The organism is Actinoplanes xinjiangensis (assembly GCF_003148685.1).
Taxonomy (GTDB): Bacteria; Actinomycetota; Actinomycetes; order Mycobacteriales; family Micromonosporaceae; genus Actinoplanes; species Actinoplanes xinjiangensis.
In genome coordinates this window covers 63,630-81,488 of the sequence record NZ_QGGR01000027.1, presented here as the reverse complement: position 1 = coordinate 81,488, position 17,859 = coordinate 63,630, and the positions used below count along the sequence as shown (strand labels likewise).

The window sequence follows — 17,859 nt, the reverse complement described above, 5'->3', positions numbered from 1 at the left end:
CCCATGAGCCAGACGAAGCCCTATCGCGTATCGCATCTGGATGCACTCGAAGCGGAGAGCATCTTCATCATGCGTGAGGTGATGGCCGAGTTCGAGCGCCCTGCGTTGCTCTTCTCCGGCGGCAAGGACTCGATCGTGATGCTGCGCCTCGCGGAGAAGGCGTTCGCGCCGGCGCGCATCCCGTTCCCGGTCATGCACATCGACACCGGTCACAACTTCCCCGAGGTCCTGGAGTATCGGGACCGCCGGGTCGCCACTCTCGGCCTGAACCTGGTGGTCGCCAGCGTCCAGGAGGCGATCGACGCCGGTCAGGTCCGTGAGCTGCCGGACGGCACCCGCAACCGGATCCAGACGCCGGTGCTGCTCGCCGCTCAGGAGAAGTACCGGTTCGACGCCCTCTTCGGCGGCGCCCGCCGGGACGAGGAGAAGGCGCGGGCCAAGGAGCGGATGTTCAGCTTCCGCGACGAATTCGGCCAGTGGGACCCGAAGAACCAGCGGCCCGAGCTGTGGTCGCTCTACAACGGCCGGCATCACCCGGGTGAGTCGATCCGGGTGTTCCCGCTGTCCAACTGGACCGAGCTGGACGTCTGGCACTACATCGCCAAGGAGAACATCCCGCTGCCGAGCATCTACTACGCCCACGACCGTGAGGTCGTCGAGCGGAACGGGATGTTCTACGCGGTCAACGAGTTCATCAGGCTGCGTGACGGTGAGACGTCCGAGGTCCGCCGGGTGCGGTACCGGACGGTCGGTGACGCGTCGCAGACCGCGGCCGTGCTCTCCGAGGCGGACACCGTGGAGAAGGTGATCGACGAGGTCGCCGCGACCCGGATCACCGAGCGTGGCGCCACCCGTGGTGACGACAGGGTCAGCGAAGCCGCGATGGAAGACCGTAAGCGAGAGGGTTACTTCTGATGAGCCAGGCAGTTCTCGAGCCTGACGCCGCCGCCTCCCGCGGCATGGACCTGCTGCGGTTCGCGACCGCGGGCAGTGTCGACGACGGCAAGTCCACCCTCATCGGCCGGCTGCTGTACGACACGAAGACGATCTTCGAGGACCAGCTCGAGGCCGTGGAGACCGCCAGCGCGTCCCGTGGCGACGAGTACACGAACCTCGCGCTGCTCACCGACGGCCTGCGTGCCGAGCGGGAGCAGGGCATCACGATCGATGTGGCGTACCGCTACTTCGCCACGCCGCGGCGGAAGTTCATCATCGCCGACACGCCGGGCCACATTCAGTACACCCGCAACATGGTGACCGGAGCGTCCACCGCGGACCTGGCGCTGATCCTGGTCGACGCCCGCAAGGGCCTGGTCGAGCAGTCCCGCCGGCACGCGTTCCTGACCAGCCTGCTGCGGGTGCCGCACCTGGTCCTCTGCGTGAACAAGATGGACCTGGTCGACTGGGACCAGAAGGTGTTCGAGCGGATCGCCGACGAGTTCACCTCGTTCGCCGCGAAGCTCGACGCCCCGGACCTGACGATCATCCCGATCTCCGCGCTCAACGGCGACAACATCGCCTCTCGGTCGGAGAACAGCCCGTGGTATGAGGGCCCGTCGCTGCTGCATCACCTGGAGCACGTGCACATCGCCAGTGACCGCAACCTGGTCGACGTGCGTTTCCCCGTGCAGTACGTGATCCGGCCCCAGTCGACCACGGTCACCGATTACCGGGGGTACGCCGGTCAGGTCGCGTCCGGCATCCTCAAGCCGGGTGACGACGTGATGGTCCTGCCGTCCGGGCTGACCAGCACGATCGCGGCGATCGAGACCGCTGACGGCCCGATCGACGAGGCGTTCCCGCCGATGTCGGTGACGGTCCGGCTGGCCGACGAGATCGACATCTCGCGCGGTGACATGATCTGCCGCCCGCAGAACCGGCCGGCTGTCGCGCAGGACATCGAGGCGATGGTCTGCTGGATGGACGAGACGGCCCCGCTGCGGGTCGGCGGCAAGTACGCGATCAAGCACACCACCCGGACCGCCCGGACCGTGGTGCGCGGCCTTCAGTACCGGCTCGACGTGAACACGCTGCACCGTGACGAGTCGGCCGGCGAGCTGAGCCTCAACGAGATCGGCCGGGTCAAACTGCGTACGACCGTGCCGCTGCTCGCCGACGAGTACCGCCGTAACCGCACCACCGGCGGGTTCATCCTGATCGACGAGAGCACCAACCGTACGGTCGGCGCCGGGATCATCATCGAGGCACGCTGACCACGGTCGCCCAGACGACCTTGCCGGTCTCGGTCGGGACGGCGCCCCATCGGGCGGCCGTCTCGTCCACCGTCCGCAGCCCGCGGCCACGCTCGTCGAGTGGCAGGTCCGGGCGCGGGCGGGAGACCGGCAGGATGCCGGGCAGACGGGGGTCGTCGTCGGCCACGGACAGCTGAAGCCCCGCACCGCGCCGGCCCACCGTCACCCGGATGTCGGTGCCGGCGTGCTCGACGGCATTGGTGACCAGCTCCGACATCACCAGCCGGCTCGGGTGCAGCAGGTGGACCAGGCCCCACGTCAGGCAGGCGTCGCTGACCAGGTTGCGGGCCAGGCTCGGTGCCTCCGGCTCGGATCGCAGTGTCAGGCTCAGCCCCTGGTCACGGGGGATCCGGCCGGCCAGCGCCACGCGGGCCTGGCGCGCCTTGGCGTAGACGGGCAGGAACCGGCCGGCACCCAGGCCCTGCAGGCGGCAGCCGAGCGGCAGCTCCGGCGGGACACAGAGGGCCAGGTGCACCGGCGGATCCAGGCTCGCGGCGAAGGCGCGGGCGGTCATCCAGGTGGGGATGCTCTCGCTGTGCGGGTCCCGTAGCCCGGAGAGGTCCACGATCAGCCCGTCCGGGTGCTCGGTGAAGCACCGCCGCAGCGTCACGGACACCTGGAAGCTGAGCTGGGCGTCCCATGTTCCGCGGACCGTGAGGACGCAGACGACGGCGTCCTCGGCGGCTTCGGTGGTGACGCTGACACCTCGCTCGGTGTCATCGTGAAGATACGGTGGGCTTACCCCCATGCCGTCACGATAGTCCGGTGCCGGCCGGTGAGGCTCTGGTCTCGCTCCTGCGGGTGATCAGGCGAACGGCCATCCGGGCCCTCAGATGGGTGGCCGCCGGTCAGCTTTCGTCGCGGTGGGTGGCGTCGTCCAGTGCCCGGGTGAGAGGGGCGGTGAAGTCGTCGGCGGGCACCGCGACGTCCTCGGTGGGGTCCTGCCGGCGCGGGTCGGGCTCCGGCCCGGTGGCGGCGCCGGCGAATCCGAACTCGTTGGGTTCGTTCTGCTGCGGGTGCTGGTCGGTCGTCATGGGACCGGGCATACCCGCAGCAGAACCCTTCGAAGCGTCAGACCCGGGCGGCACCGGGGCCGGCGGTGGCCACCCAGCTCGTCGGGGCGGTGAAGCCCCGCTGCTCGTAGGCGGCGGCGACCGCGGCGGCCGTCGCGTCGGCCCGGCCGGTGTCGACCAGGGCGAGCACACATCCGCCGAAACCGCCGCCGGTCATCCGTGCGCCGTACGCCCCCGCGTCCAGCGCGGCCTGCACGGCCACGTCCACCTGGTCCACGGTGATCTCGAAGTCGTCCCGCATGGACGCGTGCGAGGCGGTCAGCAGCGGCCCGATCTCGCGGACCCGGCCGGAGCGCAGCAGCGACACGGTGTCCAGCACCCGCTGGTTCTCGGTGATGATGTGCCGGGCCCGGCGGCGCAGCACGTCGTCGTCGAGCCGGTCCAGAGCCTGCGGCAACTCGGCGGTGGAGACGTCGCGCAGCGCGGGCACGCCCAGGGCCGCGGCCGCCGCCTCGCAGCTCTTGCGGCGCTCGCCGTACTCGCCGTCGACGTGCTGGTGCGGCGCGTTGCTGTTGATCACCAGGATGGCCAGGCCCTCGCCCGCCAGGTCGAACGGGATCTGCTCGACCGCATAGCTGCGGCAGTCCAGGAACAGCGCGTGCCCCGCACGGCAGCGGATCGACGCGGACTGGTCGAGGATGCCGGTCGGCGCCCCCACATACACGTTCTCGGCGCGCTGCGCGATCGCCGGCCGCCGTTCCGTCGGCACATCCAGACCGCCGAGGTCGATCAGCGCGGTGAGCACGGCCGACTCCAGCGCGGCCGACGAGGAGAGACCCGACCCCAGGGGTACGTCCGACGCGATCGCGATCCGCGCCGGCGGAACCTCGAACCCGGCGTCCTGGAGAGCCCACACGATACCGGCGACGTAGGCTCCCCAGCCGGTGACGTCACCCGGTTCGGTGACCCCGAAGACGACCGGCTCGGGCGCCAGCGTCGAGCAGACCGACCAGCGGCCGTCCGGCGCGGGACCGGCCGCCGCCACGGTCCGCTGCGGCAGCGCGAAGGGCAGCACGAACCCGTCGTTGTAGTCGGTGTGCTCGCCGATCAGGTTGACCCGTCCGGGTGCCGCCCACAGTCCGGCCGGGCCGGTCCCGTACGCCTCGGTGAATGCCGCCTGCGCGGTCTCGGCCAGGTTCATGCCACGTGCTTGCGGTAGAAGGTCCACGCGTCGCCGATCATGTCGTGCAGGGTGTTCTTCCGCGGGGTCCAGCCCAGCTCGTCGCGGGCCCGCCCGGACGAGGCGACCAGGGTGGCCGGGTCGCCGTCGCGGCGTGCGGCGATCTCCACCGGGATCTCGGCGCCGGTGACCTCGCGGGCCGCCTCGACGACCTGCCGGTTGGAGAAGCCGTTGCCGTTGCCCAGGTTGTAGATGCGGTGCTCACCGGCGACCGTGGCGTCCAGGGCCAGCAGGTGGGCCCGCGCCAGGTCATCGACGTGGATGTAGTCGCGCACGCAGGTGCCGTCCACGGTCGGGTAGTCGTCGCCGAACAGTTGCAGTTTCTCCCGCTTGCCGGCGGCCACCTGAAGGGTGATCGGGATCAGGTGGGTCTCCGGGTCGTGCCGCTCGCCGATCTCGTGGCCCTCGGCGATGTAGGCGCCGGCCACGTTGAAGTAGCGCAGCGAGACGGCGGCCAGGCCGTGCGCGAACGCCTCCGAGGTGAGCGCCAGGTCGAAGGTGAGCTTCGTCGACCCGTACGTGCTGGTCGGTGCTTTGATCGCGGATTCGGTGATGGGCAGCTCGACCGGGTTGCCGTAGACCGCGGCGGTGGAGGAGAAGATCACACGCGGTACCTTCGCGGCACGGATCGCGTCGAGGAGGGCCAGCGACTTCACCACGTTCTCGTGCCAGTACAGCTCCGGCCGGGCCATCGACTCGCCGGCCGCGATCAGGCCGGCGAAGTGCAGCACCGCGTCGAAACCGGAGTCCGGCGTGAGCACCTGCCCGGCGTCGGCGATGTCGGCCTGCACGAAGGTCGCGTCGGGGGCGACCGCCTCCTGGAACCCGGTGCGCAGATTGTCGAGCACGACCACTTCGTGGCCCGCGTCCAGCAGTAGCCTGCTGGTCACACTGCCGACGTACCCGGCGCCGCCGGTGACGAGCAATTTCACGACTGAGGCCCTTTCTCTGGTGCGGACGAACCTAGAATTCCCCAGAAACGATCAAAGGTCAACAGGTTCGAACATCAGCATGCCCCGGCAGGGGATTCGCGGATCGCGGGCCGGGGCTGTCACAATGGCGCCCATGTCCGACGTTGCCCGCCGCCCGCGAGTGCTTTCCGGCATCCAGCCGACGGCCGACTCCTTCCACCTCGGCAACTACCTGGGCGCGGTGCGCAACTGGGTGTCGATGCAGGACACGCACGACGCGTTCTACTGCGTGGTCGACCTGCACGCCATCACCATGGGACACGATCCGGCGCTTCTGCGGAAGCGAAGCCGGATTTCCGCCGCCCAGTTGCTCGCCCTCGGGCTCGACCCGGAGCGGTGCACCCTCTTCGTCCAGTCGCACGTGCCCGAGCACGCGCAGCTCGGCTGGGTGCTCAGCTGCATCACCGGGTTCGGCGAGGCCGGCCGGATGGTCCAGTTCAAGGACAAGTCGGCCAAGGCCGGGCAGGACAGCACGACCGTCGGCCTGTTCAGCTACCCGATCCTCCAGGCCGCCGACATCCTGCTCTACCAGGCCGACCAGGTGCCCGTCGGTGAGGACCAGCGCCAGCACCTGGAGCTGACCCGCGACCTGGCCCAGCGGTTCAACTCCCGGTTCGGCAAGACGTTCACCGTGCCCTCGGCGTACATCGTGAAGGACACCGCGAAGATCTTCGACCTCCAGGACCCGGCGATCAAGATGTCGAAGTCGGCCTCCTCGCCCAACGGCATCATCGAGCTGCTGGAGGACCCGGCCCGCTCGGCCAAGAAGATCAAGTCGGCGGTCACCGACACCGGGCGCGAGATCCTCTACGACGAGGAGAACAAGCCCGGCGTCAGCAACCTGCTGACCATCTACGCGGCGCTCACCAGCCGGGCCATCGACGAGCTGCTCGAGGCGTACGACGGGCGCGGCTACGGCGACCTCAAGAAGGACCTCGCCGAGGTGCTCGTCGAGTTCGTCAAGCCGATCCAGGAGCGGACCAGGCTCTACCTCGACGACCCGGCCCAGCTCGACAAGGTGCTGGCGATCGGCGCCGAGAAGGCGCGGGCCGTCTCCGCGGCCACGCTCGCCAGGGCGTACCAGAACGTGGGTTTCCTCAGTCCGGCCCGCGAAGCCTGAGCCGCACCATGTCCGATCCCGACGACAGCCGCCCGCGCGCTGTGCCCGACTCCACCCGCATCGGCGTGGCCGTCGACATCCCCGAGCCGTGGGGCTCGGCGCTCACCCGCCGGCGGGCGGAGGCCGGTGACCCGCAGGCCGCCTGGACGCCGGCGCACGTCACCCTCCTCGGGCCCACCGAGGTGGCCGCCGACGCGCTGCCGGCGATCGAGAAACATCTCGAGGCGATCGCGTCGGCCCAGCAGCCGTTCACCGTCCACCTGCGGGGGACCGGCACGTTCCGGCCGATCACCGAGGTGGTGTTCGTGACGCTGGCCCAGGGGATCAGCGAGTGCGAGCTGCTGGCCGAGGCGATCACCCGCTCCGAGGACATCAACCGGGACACCCGTTTTCCGTACCACCCGCACGTCACGGTGGCGCAGGACGTGCCGGCTGAGGCGCTGGACGCGGTGTTCGACGATCTGGCCGATTTCTCGGCCCGATTCGAGGTCACCGCGTTCACCCTGTTCTCCCACGGCGGTGAGGGTCCCTGGCGGCCACGCCGGGACTTCCCACTCGGAAGCTGAAGTGTCCGATACGGTCGGCCGGTGAATCCGATCGACCGGGCCTTCGACGCCACCGCGGCCCGGATCCTGGCGGTGCGTTACCGATCCCCCTACTTCGACCACTTCTGCCGGGCGATCCTGCGCTACGAGAGCGTCCAGGGTGGCCGGTTGGCCGCGGCCATCGCCTACTACGGCTTCTTCGCGGTCTTCGCCCTGCTGCTGATCGGGTATTCCATCTTCGGCTGGCTGCTCACCGCCAACGTCGAGCTGCTCGCCCTGGTCCGTGACTTCCTCCACCAGAACCTGCCGTTCCTCGACATCCAGGCCATCCTGGAGAGCAAGGGCAGCGTCGGCATCGTCGGCCTGATCGGCCTGACCTTCACCGGTATCGGCTGGGTCGAGGCGATCCGGTCGTCGCAGCGCCTGATCTGGCGGCTCCGCGAGCAACCCGGCTACATCGGCATCCGGCAGGCCGTCGACCTGGTGGTGCTGGTCGGGCTGCTGCTCCTGCTGGCCCTCTCCCAGCTCGCCGTCTACGGCCTGGAGCGGCTGCTGCACTGGATGGCCGGCGGCGGGTTCACGGCCCCGCTGTCGGTGGTGAGCTGGGTTCTCACCCTGGTGGTCAACATGCTGCTGGCGGCGGCGCTGCTGGCGGCCGTGCCCCGGCTGCGGATGACGGCCCGCCGGATGACACCGCCGGTGCTCCAAGTCGGCATCGGGATCATGCTGCTCAACACCGTCGGCAAGTCGTTCGTGGGGCTGGTCGAGCGCAATCCGGCGTACGGCCTGGTCGGCTCCGCCGTCGGCGCCCTGGTCTACCTCTACGTCTTCAACCAGCTGCTGCTGTTCGGCGCGGCCTGGGCGGCGACCAGCCCGCACGGCCGGGTGGTCGATCTGTCAGCTGATGACAAGACCGCCCCGGTGGGGCAAAACACCTGGATTCGGCACGACCGCCCGCGATGATGGGCCGATGGGCACCCTCGTGACGCTGCACCTGCCACCCGGCTCGCCGATCGCCGAGCAGCCGTGGGTCATCACCTTCGGATCACTCGACGAGACGGAGGACTGGGAGCCCATCGTGTGCGGGCCGTACGAACACCGGCACGCGCTCGCGCTGGCCCGCGCCGTGGTGATCGACGACGACCTGATGGCCGTGGTGGAGCCGATGCTGCCGCTGAACGGGGTGGAGGCGATCCGTAAGGAGATCGACCTGGTCCGGGACGCCGCGGAGGACCCGGGGACGGAGGACTCCGAGCCGCTGGTGGCCCAGGAGTACCCGGACGCGCCGCCGGAGCCCGACGAGGTGCTGGCCGGCTGGCGCCGGATAGCCGGGAGACTCACCGCCTGACCGCACTGGGATACTTGCCCCGTGATGATCAACAGACGCTGGGCGGCGTTCCTGATCGGCGTGGGTGTGTGGACCTGGGTGATCTGGCCCCGGTTCGGGCTGGCGATCTGGAAGGACGACCGCTCCTTCGACGGCTCGGCGCCGACCGCGTTCCTCTGGGTGCACGCCGTGCTGATCGTCGCGTCCCTGGCCATCGGGACCACCGTCGGCGTGCTCGGCGTACGGGCATGGCGGCGCGCTGAACGTTAACTCAGTGTTTCCTGTCACGGGCGCAATTCCCTCCTGAACCAGCCGAAAGCGACGTGCCACGACCAGGGTGATTGCGGCGGTATAACGGTGCGCCAACAGTCCGTACCGATGTCCGGTCTCGGTACGGGGCCGGGGATACGCTCCCGACCTGAGATTCACCCGGGTACTCGAACCTCGGTGTGCAGCGGAAGGAGGGCGTCTTGCGCCCAGTACGTGGGAAGCGGATCGTGGCGATTCTCGCGGCAGGTGGGCTGACGCTCGCTGCCGCCGCCTGTGGTGAGGCCCCGGCAGAGACCCCGGCCGCCAGCGGAAGCACCGCCGCTGCGGCCGCCTACAAGGCATGCATGGTCACGGACACCGGCGGCATCGACGACAAGTCGTTCAACGCCTCCGCGTGGGCCGGTCTCCAGGCCGCCCAGAAGGAAGCAACCAACGTCGACCCGAAGTACGTGGCGTCCTCGTCCGAGGCCGACTACGAGCCGGGCCTGCGTAACTACGTCTCGCAGAACTGCAACTTCATCCTCGCGGTCGGCGGCCTGATGGGTACGGCCACCACCAAGATCGCGAAGGAGAGCACCAAGTCGCAGTTCGGCATCGTCGACAGCGGCAGCGAGAGCCCCAACGTCTACCCGATGCAGTTCGCCACCCAGCAGGCGGCGTTCCTCGCCGGCTACCTGGCCGCGGGCTACACCAAGACCGGCAAGGTCGGCACCTACGGCGGCCTGAAGATCGCCCCGGTGACCATCTTCATGGACGGCTTCGCCGACGGTGTCGCCCACTACAACACGGTCAAGGGCAAGAAGGTCGAGGTGCTCGGCTGGAACAAGGCCGCGCAGAACGGCAGCTTCGCCGAGAACTTCGGTGACCAGAACAAGGGCAAGAGCATCACCCAGACCCTGGTCTCGCAGGGCGCCGACGTGATCATGCCGGTCGCCGGCGGCACCGGCCTGGGCACCGCGCAGGTCGCCAAGGACTCCGGCGGCAAGGTCTCGGTCATCTGGGTCGACCAGGACGGCTGCACCAGCGCCGCGCAGTACTGCGACGTGTTCCTGAGCACCGTGGTCAAGAACATCGAAGAGGCCGTCAAGGAGGCCGTCGTCAAGGGCGCCAAGGGTGAGACCCTGTCGGCGACCCCGGGCTACGTCGGCAACCTGGAGAACAACGGCGTCTCGCTCGCCGAGTTCCACAGCTTCGACAGCAAGGTCGACGCCGCTCTGAAGGGCGAGCTGACCACGCTGAAGGCCGACATCATCGCGGGCAAGGTGAAGGTCGAGTCGGCCAGCGCGCCGAAGTGACCTTCGAGTAGGTAGCATCTGGCCGCCGCCCGGCCGCGGATTCACACCGCGGCCGAGCGGCGGCTCGCATTAGACCTGTCAACCGTCCACCAGGACCAGCTACCCGACGTCGGGAGATTCCGCTGAAACTGGAATTGCGCGGCATCACCAAGCGCTTCGGCGACCTGGTGGCCAACGACCACATCGACATCACGGTCGAGCCCGGCGAGGTTCACGCCCTGCTCGGCGAGAACGGCGCCGGTAAATCGACGCTGATGAACCAGCTCTACGGCCTGCTCCACCCGGACGAGGGTCAGATCCTCGTCAACGACGAGCCGGTCGTCTTCAACAGTCCCCGGGACGCCATCGCCGCCGGCATCGGCATGGTGCACCAGCACTTCATGCTGGTTCCCGTCTTCACCGTGGCCGAGAACATCGCGCTCGGTGCGGAGGAGACCCGCGGCGGGCCGCTCGGCTGGCTGGACCGCCGCCGGTCCCGCCGGGACGTCATCGACACCTCCACCAAGTACGGCCTGCCCGTCGACCCGGACGCCCTGGTCGAGGACCTGCCGGTCGGCGCACAGCAGCGGGTCGAGATCGTCAAGGCGCTGACCCGCGAGGTCGACCTGCTGATCCTGGACGAGCCGACCGCGGTGCTCACCCCCCAGGAGACCGAGGAACTGCTCGCCGTCATGCGGTCGCTGACCGCGATGGGCAAGTCGATCGTCTTCATCACCCACAAGCTCAAAGAGGTCAAGGCGATCGCCGACCGGATCACCGTGGTCCGCCGCGGCCGGATCGTCGGCACCGCCAGCCCGGACACGAGCGAGGACGAACTGGCCGCCCTGATGGTCGGCCGGGCCGTGAGCCTCGAGGTGCAGAAGGCCCCGGCCGAGCCGGGCGCCGTCGTCCTGAAGATCGACGGACTCGTGGTCGACGACGACCGGGGCATCCGCGCGGTCGACGGCGTCGACCTGGAGGTCCGGGCCGGCGAGGTGCTGGGCATCGCCGGTGTCCAGGGCAACGGCCAGACCGAGCTGGTCGAGGCCGTGATGGGCCTGCGCGAGGTGCGGGCCGGATCGGTCCGCCTGGAGGGCGACGACCTGATCGGCCTGAGCACCAAGAAGATCCTGCGCTCCGGCGTCGGCTACGTCCCCGAGGACCGTAGCCACGACGGCGTGGTCAAGGAGTTCTCGGTCGCGGAGAACCTCGTCCTGGACATGTACGACAGCGCGCCGTACGGCAACGCCTTCCGCGTCGACGGCGGCAAGGTCGGCGGTAACGCCAGGGAGCGGATCGAGCAGTTCGACATCCGCTGCCAGTCGGCGGACACCCTGGTCGGCACCCTGTCCGGCGGTAACCAGCAGAAGGTCGTGGTGGCCCGGGAGATGTCCCGCCCGCTGCGCCTGTTCATCGCGTCGCAGCCCACCCGCGGTGTGGACGTCGGCTCGATCGAATTCATCCACAAGCAGATCATTCACGAGCGTGACCAGGGTACGGCGGTGCTCGTGGTCTCGAGCGAGCTGGACGAGGTCGTCGGCCTCGCGGACCGGATCGCGGTGATGTACCGCGGCCGGATCCTGGCCATCGTCTCGCCGGACACGCCCCGCGAGGAACTGGGCCTGCTCATGGCCGGCATCACCGGCGCGCCGGCGGAGGGGGAGAAGTGACCGCCGAGACGAACACCGAGGCGCCGAAGAAGCCGGCGCCCGCCGATCAGGAGAGCTTCCTGAGCGTGTTCACCCGTAACCTCTGGGCGTCCAACAACGTCCTGATCACCACCCTGTCGATCGTCCTGGCGGTGATCATCGGCGCGGTCCTGATCGTCGTCTCGGACGCGGACGTGCTGGCCAAGTTCGTCTACTTCACCGCCCGTCCGTCGGACGCGCTGAACGCCAGCTGGACGTTGATCAGTGAGGCGTACGCCGATCTGCTGAAGGGCGCCTTCGGTGACCCGGCCGTGTTCCAGGCCTGGTTCGACGGCACCGCCACCTGGCAGGAGGCGTTCGCGCCGCTGTCGGAGACGCTGACCTACGCCGCGCCGCTGGTGTTCACCGGTCTGTCGGTCGCGCTGGCCTTCCGGGGCGGCCTGTTCAACATCGGCGCCCAGGGCCAGGCCGTGCTCGGCTGTGTGGTGGCCGGTGCCGCCGGCTTCACGTTCGGCCTGCCGATCGTGCTCAACCTGGTCGTCGCGCTGCTCGCCGGTGTCATCGGCGGTGCGCTCTGGGGCTTCATCCCCGGCCTGCTCAAGGCGCGGACCGGTGCGCACGAGGTGATCACCACGATCATGCTCAACTACACCGCCGCGCTCTTCCTCTCCTGGCTGGTCATCCAGAAGGGGGTGCAGGCTCCCGGCCGGACCGACGCGATCAGCAAGTCCGTCGCGGAGTCGGCACAGCTGCCGTCCCCCGGCGGCATTCTCCGGGTGCACCTCGGCATCCTGATCGCGGTGCTGGTCACGGCCGGTGTCGCCTGGCTGCTGAAGCGTTCGGCCTTCGGCTTCGAGATCCGCGCGGTGGGCGCCAACCCGCACGCCGCGCAGACCGCGGGCATCAGTGTGGGCCGGACGTACGTGCTGTTGATGGCGGTCGCCGGGGGCCTGGCCGGCCTCGGTGGTGCGACCCAGGTGCTCGGTACGGCGTACGCGCTGACCCCGGCGGTGGCCGGCAACATCGGCTTCGACGGCCTGCTCGTCGCGCTGCTGGGCCGCAACCGTCCGTGGGGCACGTTCTTCGCCGCACTGCTGTTCGGTGCGCTGCGGGCCGGTGGGAACCGGATCCAGTCGTACGCGGGCATCTCGTTGGAGCTGGTCACCGTGCTCCAGGCGCTCATCGTCATCTTCATCGCCGCCCCCGCCCTGGTGAAGGCGATCTTCCGTCTGCGTGCCGCCCGGGTCACCGGGGCCGGCACCTCCCTGGCGAAGGGCTGAGGACATGTCGACCGCGACTGTGCAGGAGCCGACCGAGGTCGCCGCGCCGGAGCCGTTCTGGTCCCGGCAGTGCCGTCTCGGCCTGGCCCTCGTCCTGATCGGCGCGCTGGCCGCGGCCGTGTTCGGCGCGCTGGCGCCGAGCGAGGACGCCCGGTTCACCCTGAGCGAGGACGCCGAAGGCGCCGCGCTCTCCATCAACGGCCAGGTCGGTGCGGTGCTCTTCGGGCTGCTGGCGCTGGCGGCCGGTGGCGCGATGCTGGCCGGCCTGGCCCGGCGCCGCTCCAACGTGCTGCTCAGCCTGGGCATCCTGGCCTTCGTGCTGTCCTTCCTGTGCTGGCAGGTGGCGGGCAACTTCATGCCGCTGGTGGACACCACCGAGGGCACCCTCCAACTGGCCCTGCCGCTGATCCTCGGCGCGCTCGCCGGCGTGCTCGGTGAGCGGTCCGGTGTGGTGAACGTGGCGATCGAGGGCCAGTTCCTGATGGGCGCGTTCGCCGGCGCCCTGGTCGGCACGATGGCGACGAGCGTCTGGGCCGGCCTGATCAGCGCGGCGGTCGGTGGCGTGATCATCGCCGCCATCCTGGCCGTGCTGTCGATCCGCTACCTGGTCGACCAGACCGTCGTCGGCATGGTGCTCAACCTGTTCGCCCTCGGCATCACCGGCTTCCTCTACGAGCGCCTGATGCAGCCCGACGCGCAGACCTACAACACGCCGCCGCAGATGCCCGAGTGGCGGATCCCCGGTCTGGCCGACATCCCGGTCATCGGCCCGGTGCTGTTCGAGGCGAACCTGCTGGTCTGGGTGGCACTCGCCCTGGTCGTGGCGATCCACTTCGGGCTCAGCCGGACCCGGTGGGGCCTGCGGACCCGGGCGGTCGGCGAGCACCCGACCGCGGCGGACACGGTCGGCATCCGGGTACGCGGCCTGCGTTACCTCAACGTGCTGCTCGGCGGTGTGGTGGCGGGTATCGGCGGCGCCTACTTCACGCTGGTGGCGACCGGCAGCTTCACCAAGAACATGACCGCGGGCGCCGGCTTCATCGCCCTGGCCGCGCTCATCTTCGGCCGGTACACCCCGTTCGGCGCGCTCGGTGCGGCCCTGTTCTTCGGGTTCGCCCAGAAGCTGGCCACCTACCTCAGCGCGATCGAGAGCCCGGTGCCCAGCCAGTTCCTGAACATGCTGCCCTACCTGGCCACGCTGATCGCGGTGGCGGGTCTGGTCGGCCGGGTCCGTGCTCCGGCGGCGGACGGTCAGCCGTACATCAAGAGTTGAGATCCATCGGAAACCGCTCGCGAACCCGACGTTCGTGAGCGGTTTCCCGTTTGTTTCATGATCATTTTTCGAGCGCGGGTAACGGTGCCGCGGTCGGATCGACCCGCCGGGTACGGCAGAATCGACGTCATGGAGATCGACTGGGCGGCCCTGCGCGCCGCCGCCATCGAAACGATGCGGCGGGCGTACACACCGGTTTCGGACTTCCCGGTCGGCGTCGCCGGCCTGGTCGACGACGGCCGGATGGTGGTCGGCTGCAACGTGGAGAACGCGTCGCTCGGCATGACCCTGTGCGCCGAGTGCGGCCTGGTCAGCTCGCTGCACGCGACCGGCGGCGGCCGGCTGGTGGCGATCTCGTGCGTGGACGCCACCGGCGCCCCGCTGATGCCGTGCGGGCGCTGTCGCCAGCTGCTGTGGGAGCACGGCGGCCCGGAGTTGCTGGTCGAGGCGCTGCCCCGGCCGCTGCGGATGACCGAGCTGCTGCCGCACGCGTTCGGCTACGAGGACATGGAGCGGGTCACCGGCCCGGTCGGTGCCGCCGACGTCCCGGCCGATCTGGCCAGGTGGCGCGGCCGGGGGACGGTCTTCGTGCACCCGGACATCTCCGGCGGCACGACGATCTGGACGGGTTATTGGGAGCGGTCGTCCGGCGAGCCCGGATCGGCCGAGGAGAAGGGCATCCTGGAGGAGGGACCGAACCTGCCCACGACGGCCGCCGCGGTGGCCTGGGGCCTGGTCCGGACTCCCCGGGTCGTGGTGGTGGATGCCGAGGGCGGCCTGTCCTGGGCCGGCGAGGGAGAAGCTCCGGAGAACATCCGGCAGCGCTGGGAAGAGGAAAAACCGTGAGTGCATTCGCAGCCGTGGACGTGATCCGGGCCAAGCGGGACGGCCACGTGCTCACCGACGCCCAGATCGACTGGGTGGTCGACGCCTACACCAGGGGTGTCGTCGCCGACGAGCAGATGTCGGCCCTCGCCATGGCGATCCTGCTGCGCGGCATGACACCCGCCGAGATCGCCCGCTGGACCGCCGCGATGATCAACAGCGGCGAACGGCTGGACCTCTCCTCGGTGTCCCGGCCGACCGCCGACAAGCACTCCACCGGCGGCGTCGGTGACAAGATCACCCTGCCGCTGACCCCGCTGGTCGCCGCGTGCGGGGTGGCCGTGCCCCAGCTGTCCGGCCGCGGCCTCGGCCACACCGGCGGCACCCTGGACAAGCTGGAGTCGATCGCCGGCTGGCAGGCCCGGATCAGCAACGACCAGTTCAAGAGCCAGCTCCAGGAGATCGGCGCGGTCATCTGTGCGGCGGGCGAGGGCCTGGCGCCGGCCGACCGCAAGCTGTACGCGTTGCGCGACGTCACCGGCACGGTCGAGGCCATCCCGCTGATCGCCAGCTCGATCATGAGCAAGAAGATCGCCGAGGGCACCGGGGCGCTGGTCCTGGACGTGAAGGTGGGCACCGGCGCGTTCATGAAGGACCTGGCGACCGCGCAGGAACTGGCCCGCACCATGGTCCAGCTCGGCAAGGACAGCGGCGTCACCACGGTCGCCCTGCTGACCGATATGAGCACCCCGCTGGGCCTGGCCGTCGGTAACGCCAACGAGGTCGCCGAGTCGGTCGAGGTGCTCGCCGGCGGCGGACCGTCCGATGTGGTGGAGCTCACCCTGGCTCTGGCCCGGGAGATGCTGGCCGCCGCCGGGGTGGACGCCGACCCGGAGAAGGCGCTCACGAGCGGGCAGGCGATGGACACCTGGCGGGCGATGATCCGCGCGCAGGGCGGCGACCCGGACGCGCCGCTGCCGACGGCCGCCCACACCGAGGTGCTGCGGGCCGGCGAGGACGGCGTGGTGACCTCGATCGACGCGTACGGGGTGGGCATCGCCGCCTGGCGTCTCGGTGCCGGTCGCGCCCGCAAGGAGGACCCGGTCAGCTTCGGCGCCGGCGTCCAGCTGCGGGTCCGCCCCGGTGACCGGGTCAAGGCCGGTGACGTGCTCCTGGAGCTGCGTGCCGACGACGAGTCCCGGATCCCCGCGGCCCGCGACGACGCCGCCGGCGCGATAACCGTCGGTGCCGGGCAGCCCGCCACTTCCCCGCTCCTGCTCGACCGCATAGCCTGAGCCGCCATGCAGATGGCCGCCCCCGACCCCCGCGCGGTCCGCGAGGCAAGTCTCGACGAGCTGGCCCGTCTCGGCCTGCCCCTGCCCCCGCTGGCGTTCCCACTGGTCTGGGAGGCGGGTGACACCGTCGAGCTGCGCCCGACCGCGGAGCTGGAAGCCCGCGCCGCGGTGCTGCACGTCGTCGTCGCCCGCTGCTTCGGCATGCCCACCGAGGCCGCGATGAGCTGGCTGCTCGGCTCGCACCTGGTGGAGCAGGTCACCCCGCCGGAGTGGCAGTTCGTGATCGGGGCGAAAGGCGACCACCGCTCCTTCGTGCTGCACCACGACGCGGTCTTCGCACTGGCCTGGCTGCTCGGCCTGAGCCGGCACCTGGACCCCACCGTGGCGCCGGACGACCGGATGATGGCCCAGATGCCCGAGCTGCCCGCGGGGGAGACGTTCGCCAGCTGGCGGTCCCGGTCGCTGGTCGCGGTCCGTGACCCGATCGAGGCCGCGGTCCTGCTCGACCTCTACTACTGCCTGGACTGGGCCTATCAGGAGGCGGAGCAGAGCGGCCGGCCGCTGCCGGGCGAGGTGGACAGCAACGCGATCGGCCAGCGCCGGTGGGCCCTCGAGTGGGCGGTGGTCTTCAAGGGGCCGTACCACGACGCTCCCCCGGAATGGGAAGAGGTCGACCTCTCCGTCTAGCCGGACGCCCGGGGAAGCGGCCGGTAGGCCGCCACGTCGACGGCGGCCGTCACCGTCAGGCCGTGGGTGGGCAGGCCGTCCGCCGGCACGTGCCGGGCGCTGGGGGTCATCCCGATCAGCGTCCGGGCCTCGGCCGCGGTCAGTGTCAGTTCCCGCCGCAGCGTGACGCTCGAGGCGAGGGCGAAGTGCTCGCCGAGGCTGCCGCTGACCCGGGCCGCCTTGTCCGGGTCGACCTGGATCAGCCCGTGCGCGGCGATCAGCTCGGCCAGGTGGTCGGCGGCCGGGGTGACCACCAGCAGCACACCGTCGGGGCGCAGCACCCGGTGGAACTCCGGGCCGTTGCGCGGCGCGAAGACGTTGAGGACCACGCCCGCCACCGCGTCGGCGACCGGCAGAGGGCGCCACAGGTCGGTCAGGACGGCCGCCGCCCGCGGATGCGCCTTCGCGGCCCGTCGCAGCGCCGGCTTGGAGACGTCCAGCCCCAGCCCGGTCGCCCCGGGGGCGGCGTCCAGGAACCAGGCCAGGTAGTCGCCGGTCCCGGTGCCGGCGTCCAGCACCAGCCCGTCGGCCGGATGCCCGGCCAGCGCATCGGCGATGAACGAGTAGTGCCCGGCGGCCAGGAACCCGGCCCGGTCGGCCACCATCTCGGCGCTGTCCCCGGTGTGCGGCAGGCGCCCGGCACTCAGGTCGGCGTACCCCTGCCGGGCCATGTCGAAGCTGTGCCGCCGCGGGCAGCGCAGCGCCCGCTCCCGGCGGGCGAGTGGCTCCCGGCACACCGGGCACCACAGATACGGAATAGCTCCGTCGATCATCGAGCGCTTCCCTCTAGGCTCTTCTG

At 70.3% G+C, this 17,859-nt stretch carries 19 protein-coding genes; 14 read left to right on the top strand and 5 right to left on the bottom strand.

All coding sequences use genetic code 11. The features are described from left to right. Nucleotides 1–3: 3 nt before the first annotated feature. Both cysD and cysN read left to right on the top strand, forming a co-directional pair. A complete protein-coding gene (gene cysD / locus BC793_RS38925) occupies nucleotides 4–915 on the top strand; it encodes a sulfate adenylyltransferase subunit CysD (protein WP_109601626.1) in 912 nt (303 codons plus the stop codon). Continuing rightward, nucleotides 915–2,213: a sulfate adenylyltransferase subunit CysN gene (gene cysN, locus BC793_RS38920; RefSeq protein WP_109601625.1), complete on the top strand. Its 1,299-nt coding sequence runs from the start codon at nucleotides 915–917 to the stop codon at nucleotides 2,211–2,213. The genes cysD and cysN overlap by 1 nt, the downstream gene beginning before the upstream one ends. Here cysN and BC793_RS38915 read toward each other — a convergent pair. The 4 genes from BC793_RS38915 to galE form a co-directional block, all read right to left on the bottom strand. Further along, nucleotides 2,197–3,000, bottom strand: a complete 804-nt coding sequence (locus BC793_RS38915) for an ATP-binding protein (RefSeq protein WP_109601624.1) — start codon at nucleotides 2,998–3,000, stop codon at nucleotides 2,197–2,199. The genes cysN and BC793_RS38915 overlap by 17 nt on opposite strands. A gap of 100 nt (nucleotides 3,001–3,100) precedes the next feature. Continuing rightward, complete coding sequence (locus tag BC793_RS38910; RefSeq protein WP_109601623.1) at nucleotides 3,101–3,286, bottom strand: hypothetical protein; 186 nt, start codon at nucleotides 3,284–3,286, stop codon at nucleotides 3,101–3,103. 37 nt (nucleotides 3,287–3,323) lie between these two features. Beyond that, complete coding sequence (galK, locus tag BC793_RS38905; protein ID WP_109601622.1) at nucleotides 3,324–4,466, bottom strand: galactokinase; 1,143 nt, start codon at nucleotides 4,464–4,466, stop codon at nucleotides 3,324–3,326. After that, nucleotides 4,463–5,437, bottom strand: a complete 975-nt coding sequence (galE, locus tag BC793_RS38900) for a UDP-glucose 4-epimerase GalE (RefSeq protein ID WP_109601621.1) — start codon at nucleotides 5,435–5,437, stop codon at nucleotides 4,463–4,465. Before galE ends, galK begins: the two co-directional genes overlap by 4 nt. A gap of 133 nt (nucleotides 5,438–5,570) precedes the next feature. Here galE and trpS point away from each other — a divergent pair, with 133 nt between their 5' ends. From trpS to BC793_RS38840, 12 genes are all read left to right on the top strand, one after another. Beyond that, the gene (gene trpS / locus BC793_RS38895; RefSeq protein ID WP_109601620.1) at nucleotides 5,571–6,596 is read left to right on the top strand and encodes a tryptophan--tRNA ligase; all 1,026 of its coding nucleotides are present in this window, start codon (nucleotides 5,571–5,573) and stop codon (nucleotides 6,594–6,596) included. A gap of 8 nt (nucleotides 6,597–6,604) precedes the next feature. Next, nucleotides 6,605–7,162 (top strand): 2'-5' RNA ligase family protein, encoded by a 558-nt coding sequence (locus BC793_RS38890; protein WP_109601619.1) that lies wholly within the window; start codon nucleotides 6,605–6,607, stop codon nucleotides 7,160–7,162. Nucleotides 7,163–7,183: 21 nt separating this feature from the next. Next, nucleotides 7,184–8,104, top strand: a complete 921-nt coding sequence (locus BC793_RS38885; protein WP_109601618.1) for a YihY/virulence factor BrkB family protein — start codon at nucleotides 7,184–7,186, stop codon at nucleotides 8,102–8,104. 7 nt (nucleotides 8,105–8,111) lie between these two features. Beyond that, a complete protein-coding gene (locus BC793_RS38880) occupies nucleotides 8,112–8,489 on the top strand; it encodes a hypothetical protein (RefSeq protein ID WP_109601617.1) in 378 nt (125 codons plus the stop codon). Nucleotides 8,490–8,513: 24 nt separating this feature from the next. After that, a complete protein-coding gene (locus BC793_RS38875) occupies nucleotides 8,514–8,738 on the top strand; it encodes an SCO4848 family membrane protein (RefSeq protein ID WP_239170517.1) in 225 nt (74 codons plus the stop codon). 200 nt (nucleotides 8,739–8,938) lie between these two features. Beyond that, entirely contained in the window at nucleotides 8,939–10,033 is a 1,095-nt protein-coding gene (locus tag BC793_RS38870; protein ID WP_109601661.1) for a BMP family lipoprotein, read from the top strand. Between the two features lie 134 nt (nucleotides 10,034–10,167). After that, nucleotides 10,168–11,682 (top strand): ABC transporter ATP-binding protein, encoded by a 1,515-nt coding sequence (locus BC793_RS38865; protein WP_307784594.1) that lies wholly within the window; start codon nucleotides 10,168–10,170, stop codon nucleotides 11,680–11,682. Further along, nucleotides 11,679–12,941: an ABC transporter permease gene (locus BC793_RS38860; RefSeq protein ID WP_109601614.1), complete on the top strand. Its 1,263-nt coding sequence runs from the start codon at nucleotides 11,679–11,681 to the stop codon at nucleotides 12,939–12,941. Before BC793_RS38865 ends, BC793_RS38860 begins: the two co-directional genes overlap by 4 nt. A gap of 4 nt (nucleotides 12,942–12,945) precedes the next feature. Beyond that, a complete protein-coding gene (locus tag BC793_RS38855; protein ID WP_109601613.1) occupies nucleotides 12,946–14,214 on the top strand; it encodes an ABC transporter permease in 1,269 nt (422 codons plus the stop codon). Nucleotides 14,215–14,343: 129 nt separating this feature from the next. Further along, the gene (locus BC793_RS38850; protein ID WP_109601612.1) at nucleotides 14,344–15,060 is read left to right on the top strand and encodes a cytidine deaminase; all 717 of its coding nucleotides are present in this window, start codon (nucleotides 14,344–14,346) and stop codon (nucleotides 15,058–15,060) included. Beyond that, nucleotides 15,057–16,334: a thymidine phosphorylase gene (locus tag BC793_RS38845; protein ID WP_109601611.1), complete on the top strand. Its 1,278-nt coding sequence runs from the start codon at nucleotides 15,057–15,059 to the stop codon at nucleotides 16,332–16,334. The genes BC793_RS38850 and BC793_RS38845 overlap by 4 nt, the downstream gene beginning before the upstream one ends. A gap of 6 nt (nucleotides 16,335–16,340) precedes the next feature. Beyond that, complete coding sequence (locus tag BC793_RS38840) at nucleotides 16,341–17,021, top strand: DUF4272 domain-containing protein (RefSeq protein WP_109601610.1); 681 nt, start codon at nucleotides 16,341–16,343, stop codon at nucleotides 17,019–17,021. Here BC793_RS38840 and BC793_RS38835 read toward each other — a convergent pair. After that, the gene (locus BC793_RS38835; protein WP_109601609.1) at nucleotides 17,018–17,833 is read right to left on the bottom strand and encodes a putative RNA methyltransferase; all 816 of its coding nucleotides are present in this window, start codon (nucleotides 17,831–17,833) and stop codon (nucleotides 17,018–17,020) included. The genes BC793_RS38840 and BC793_RS38835 overlap by 4 nt on opposite strands. Nucleotides 17,834–17,859 lie beyond the last annotated feature (26 nt).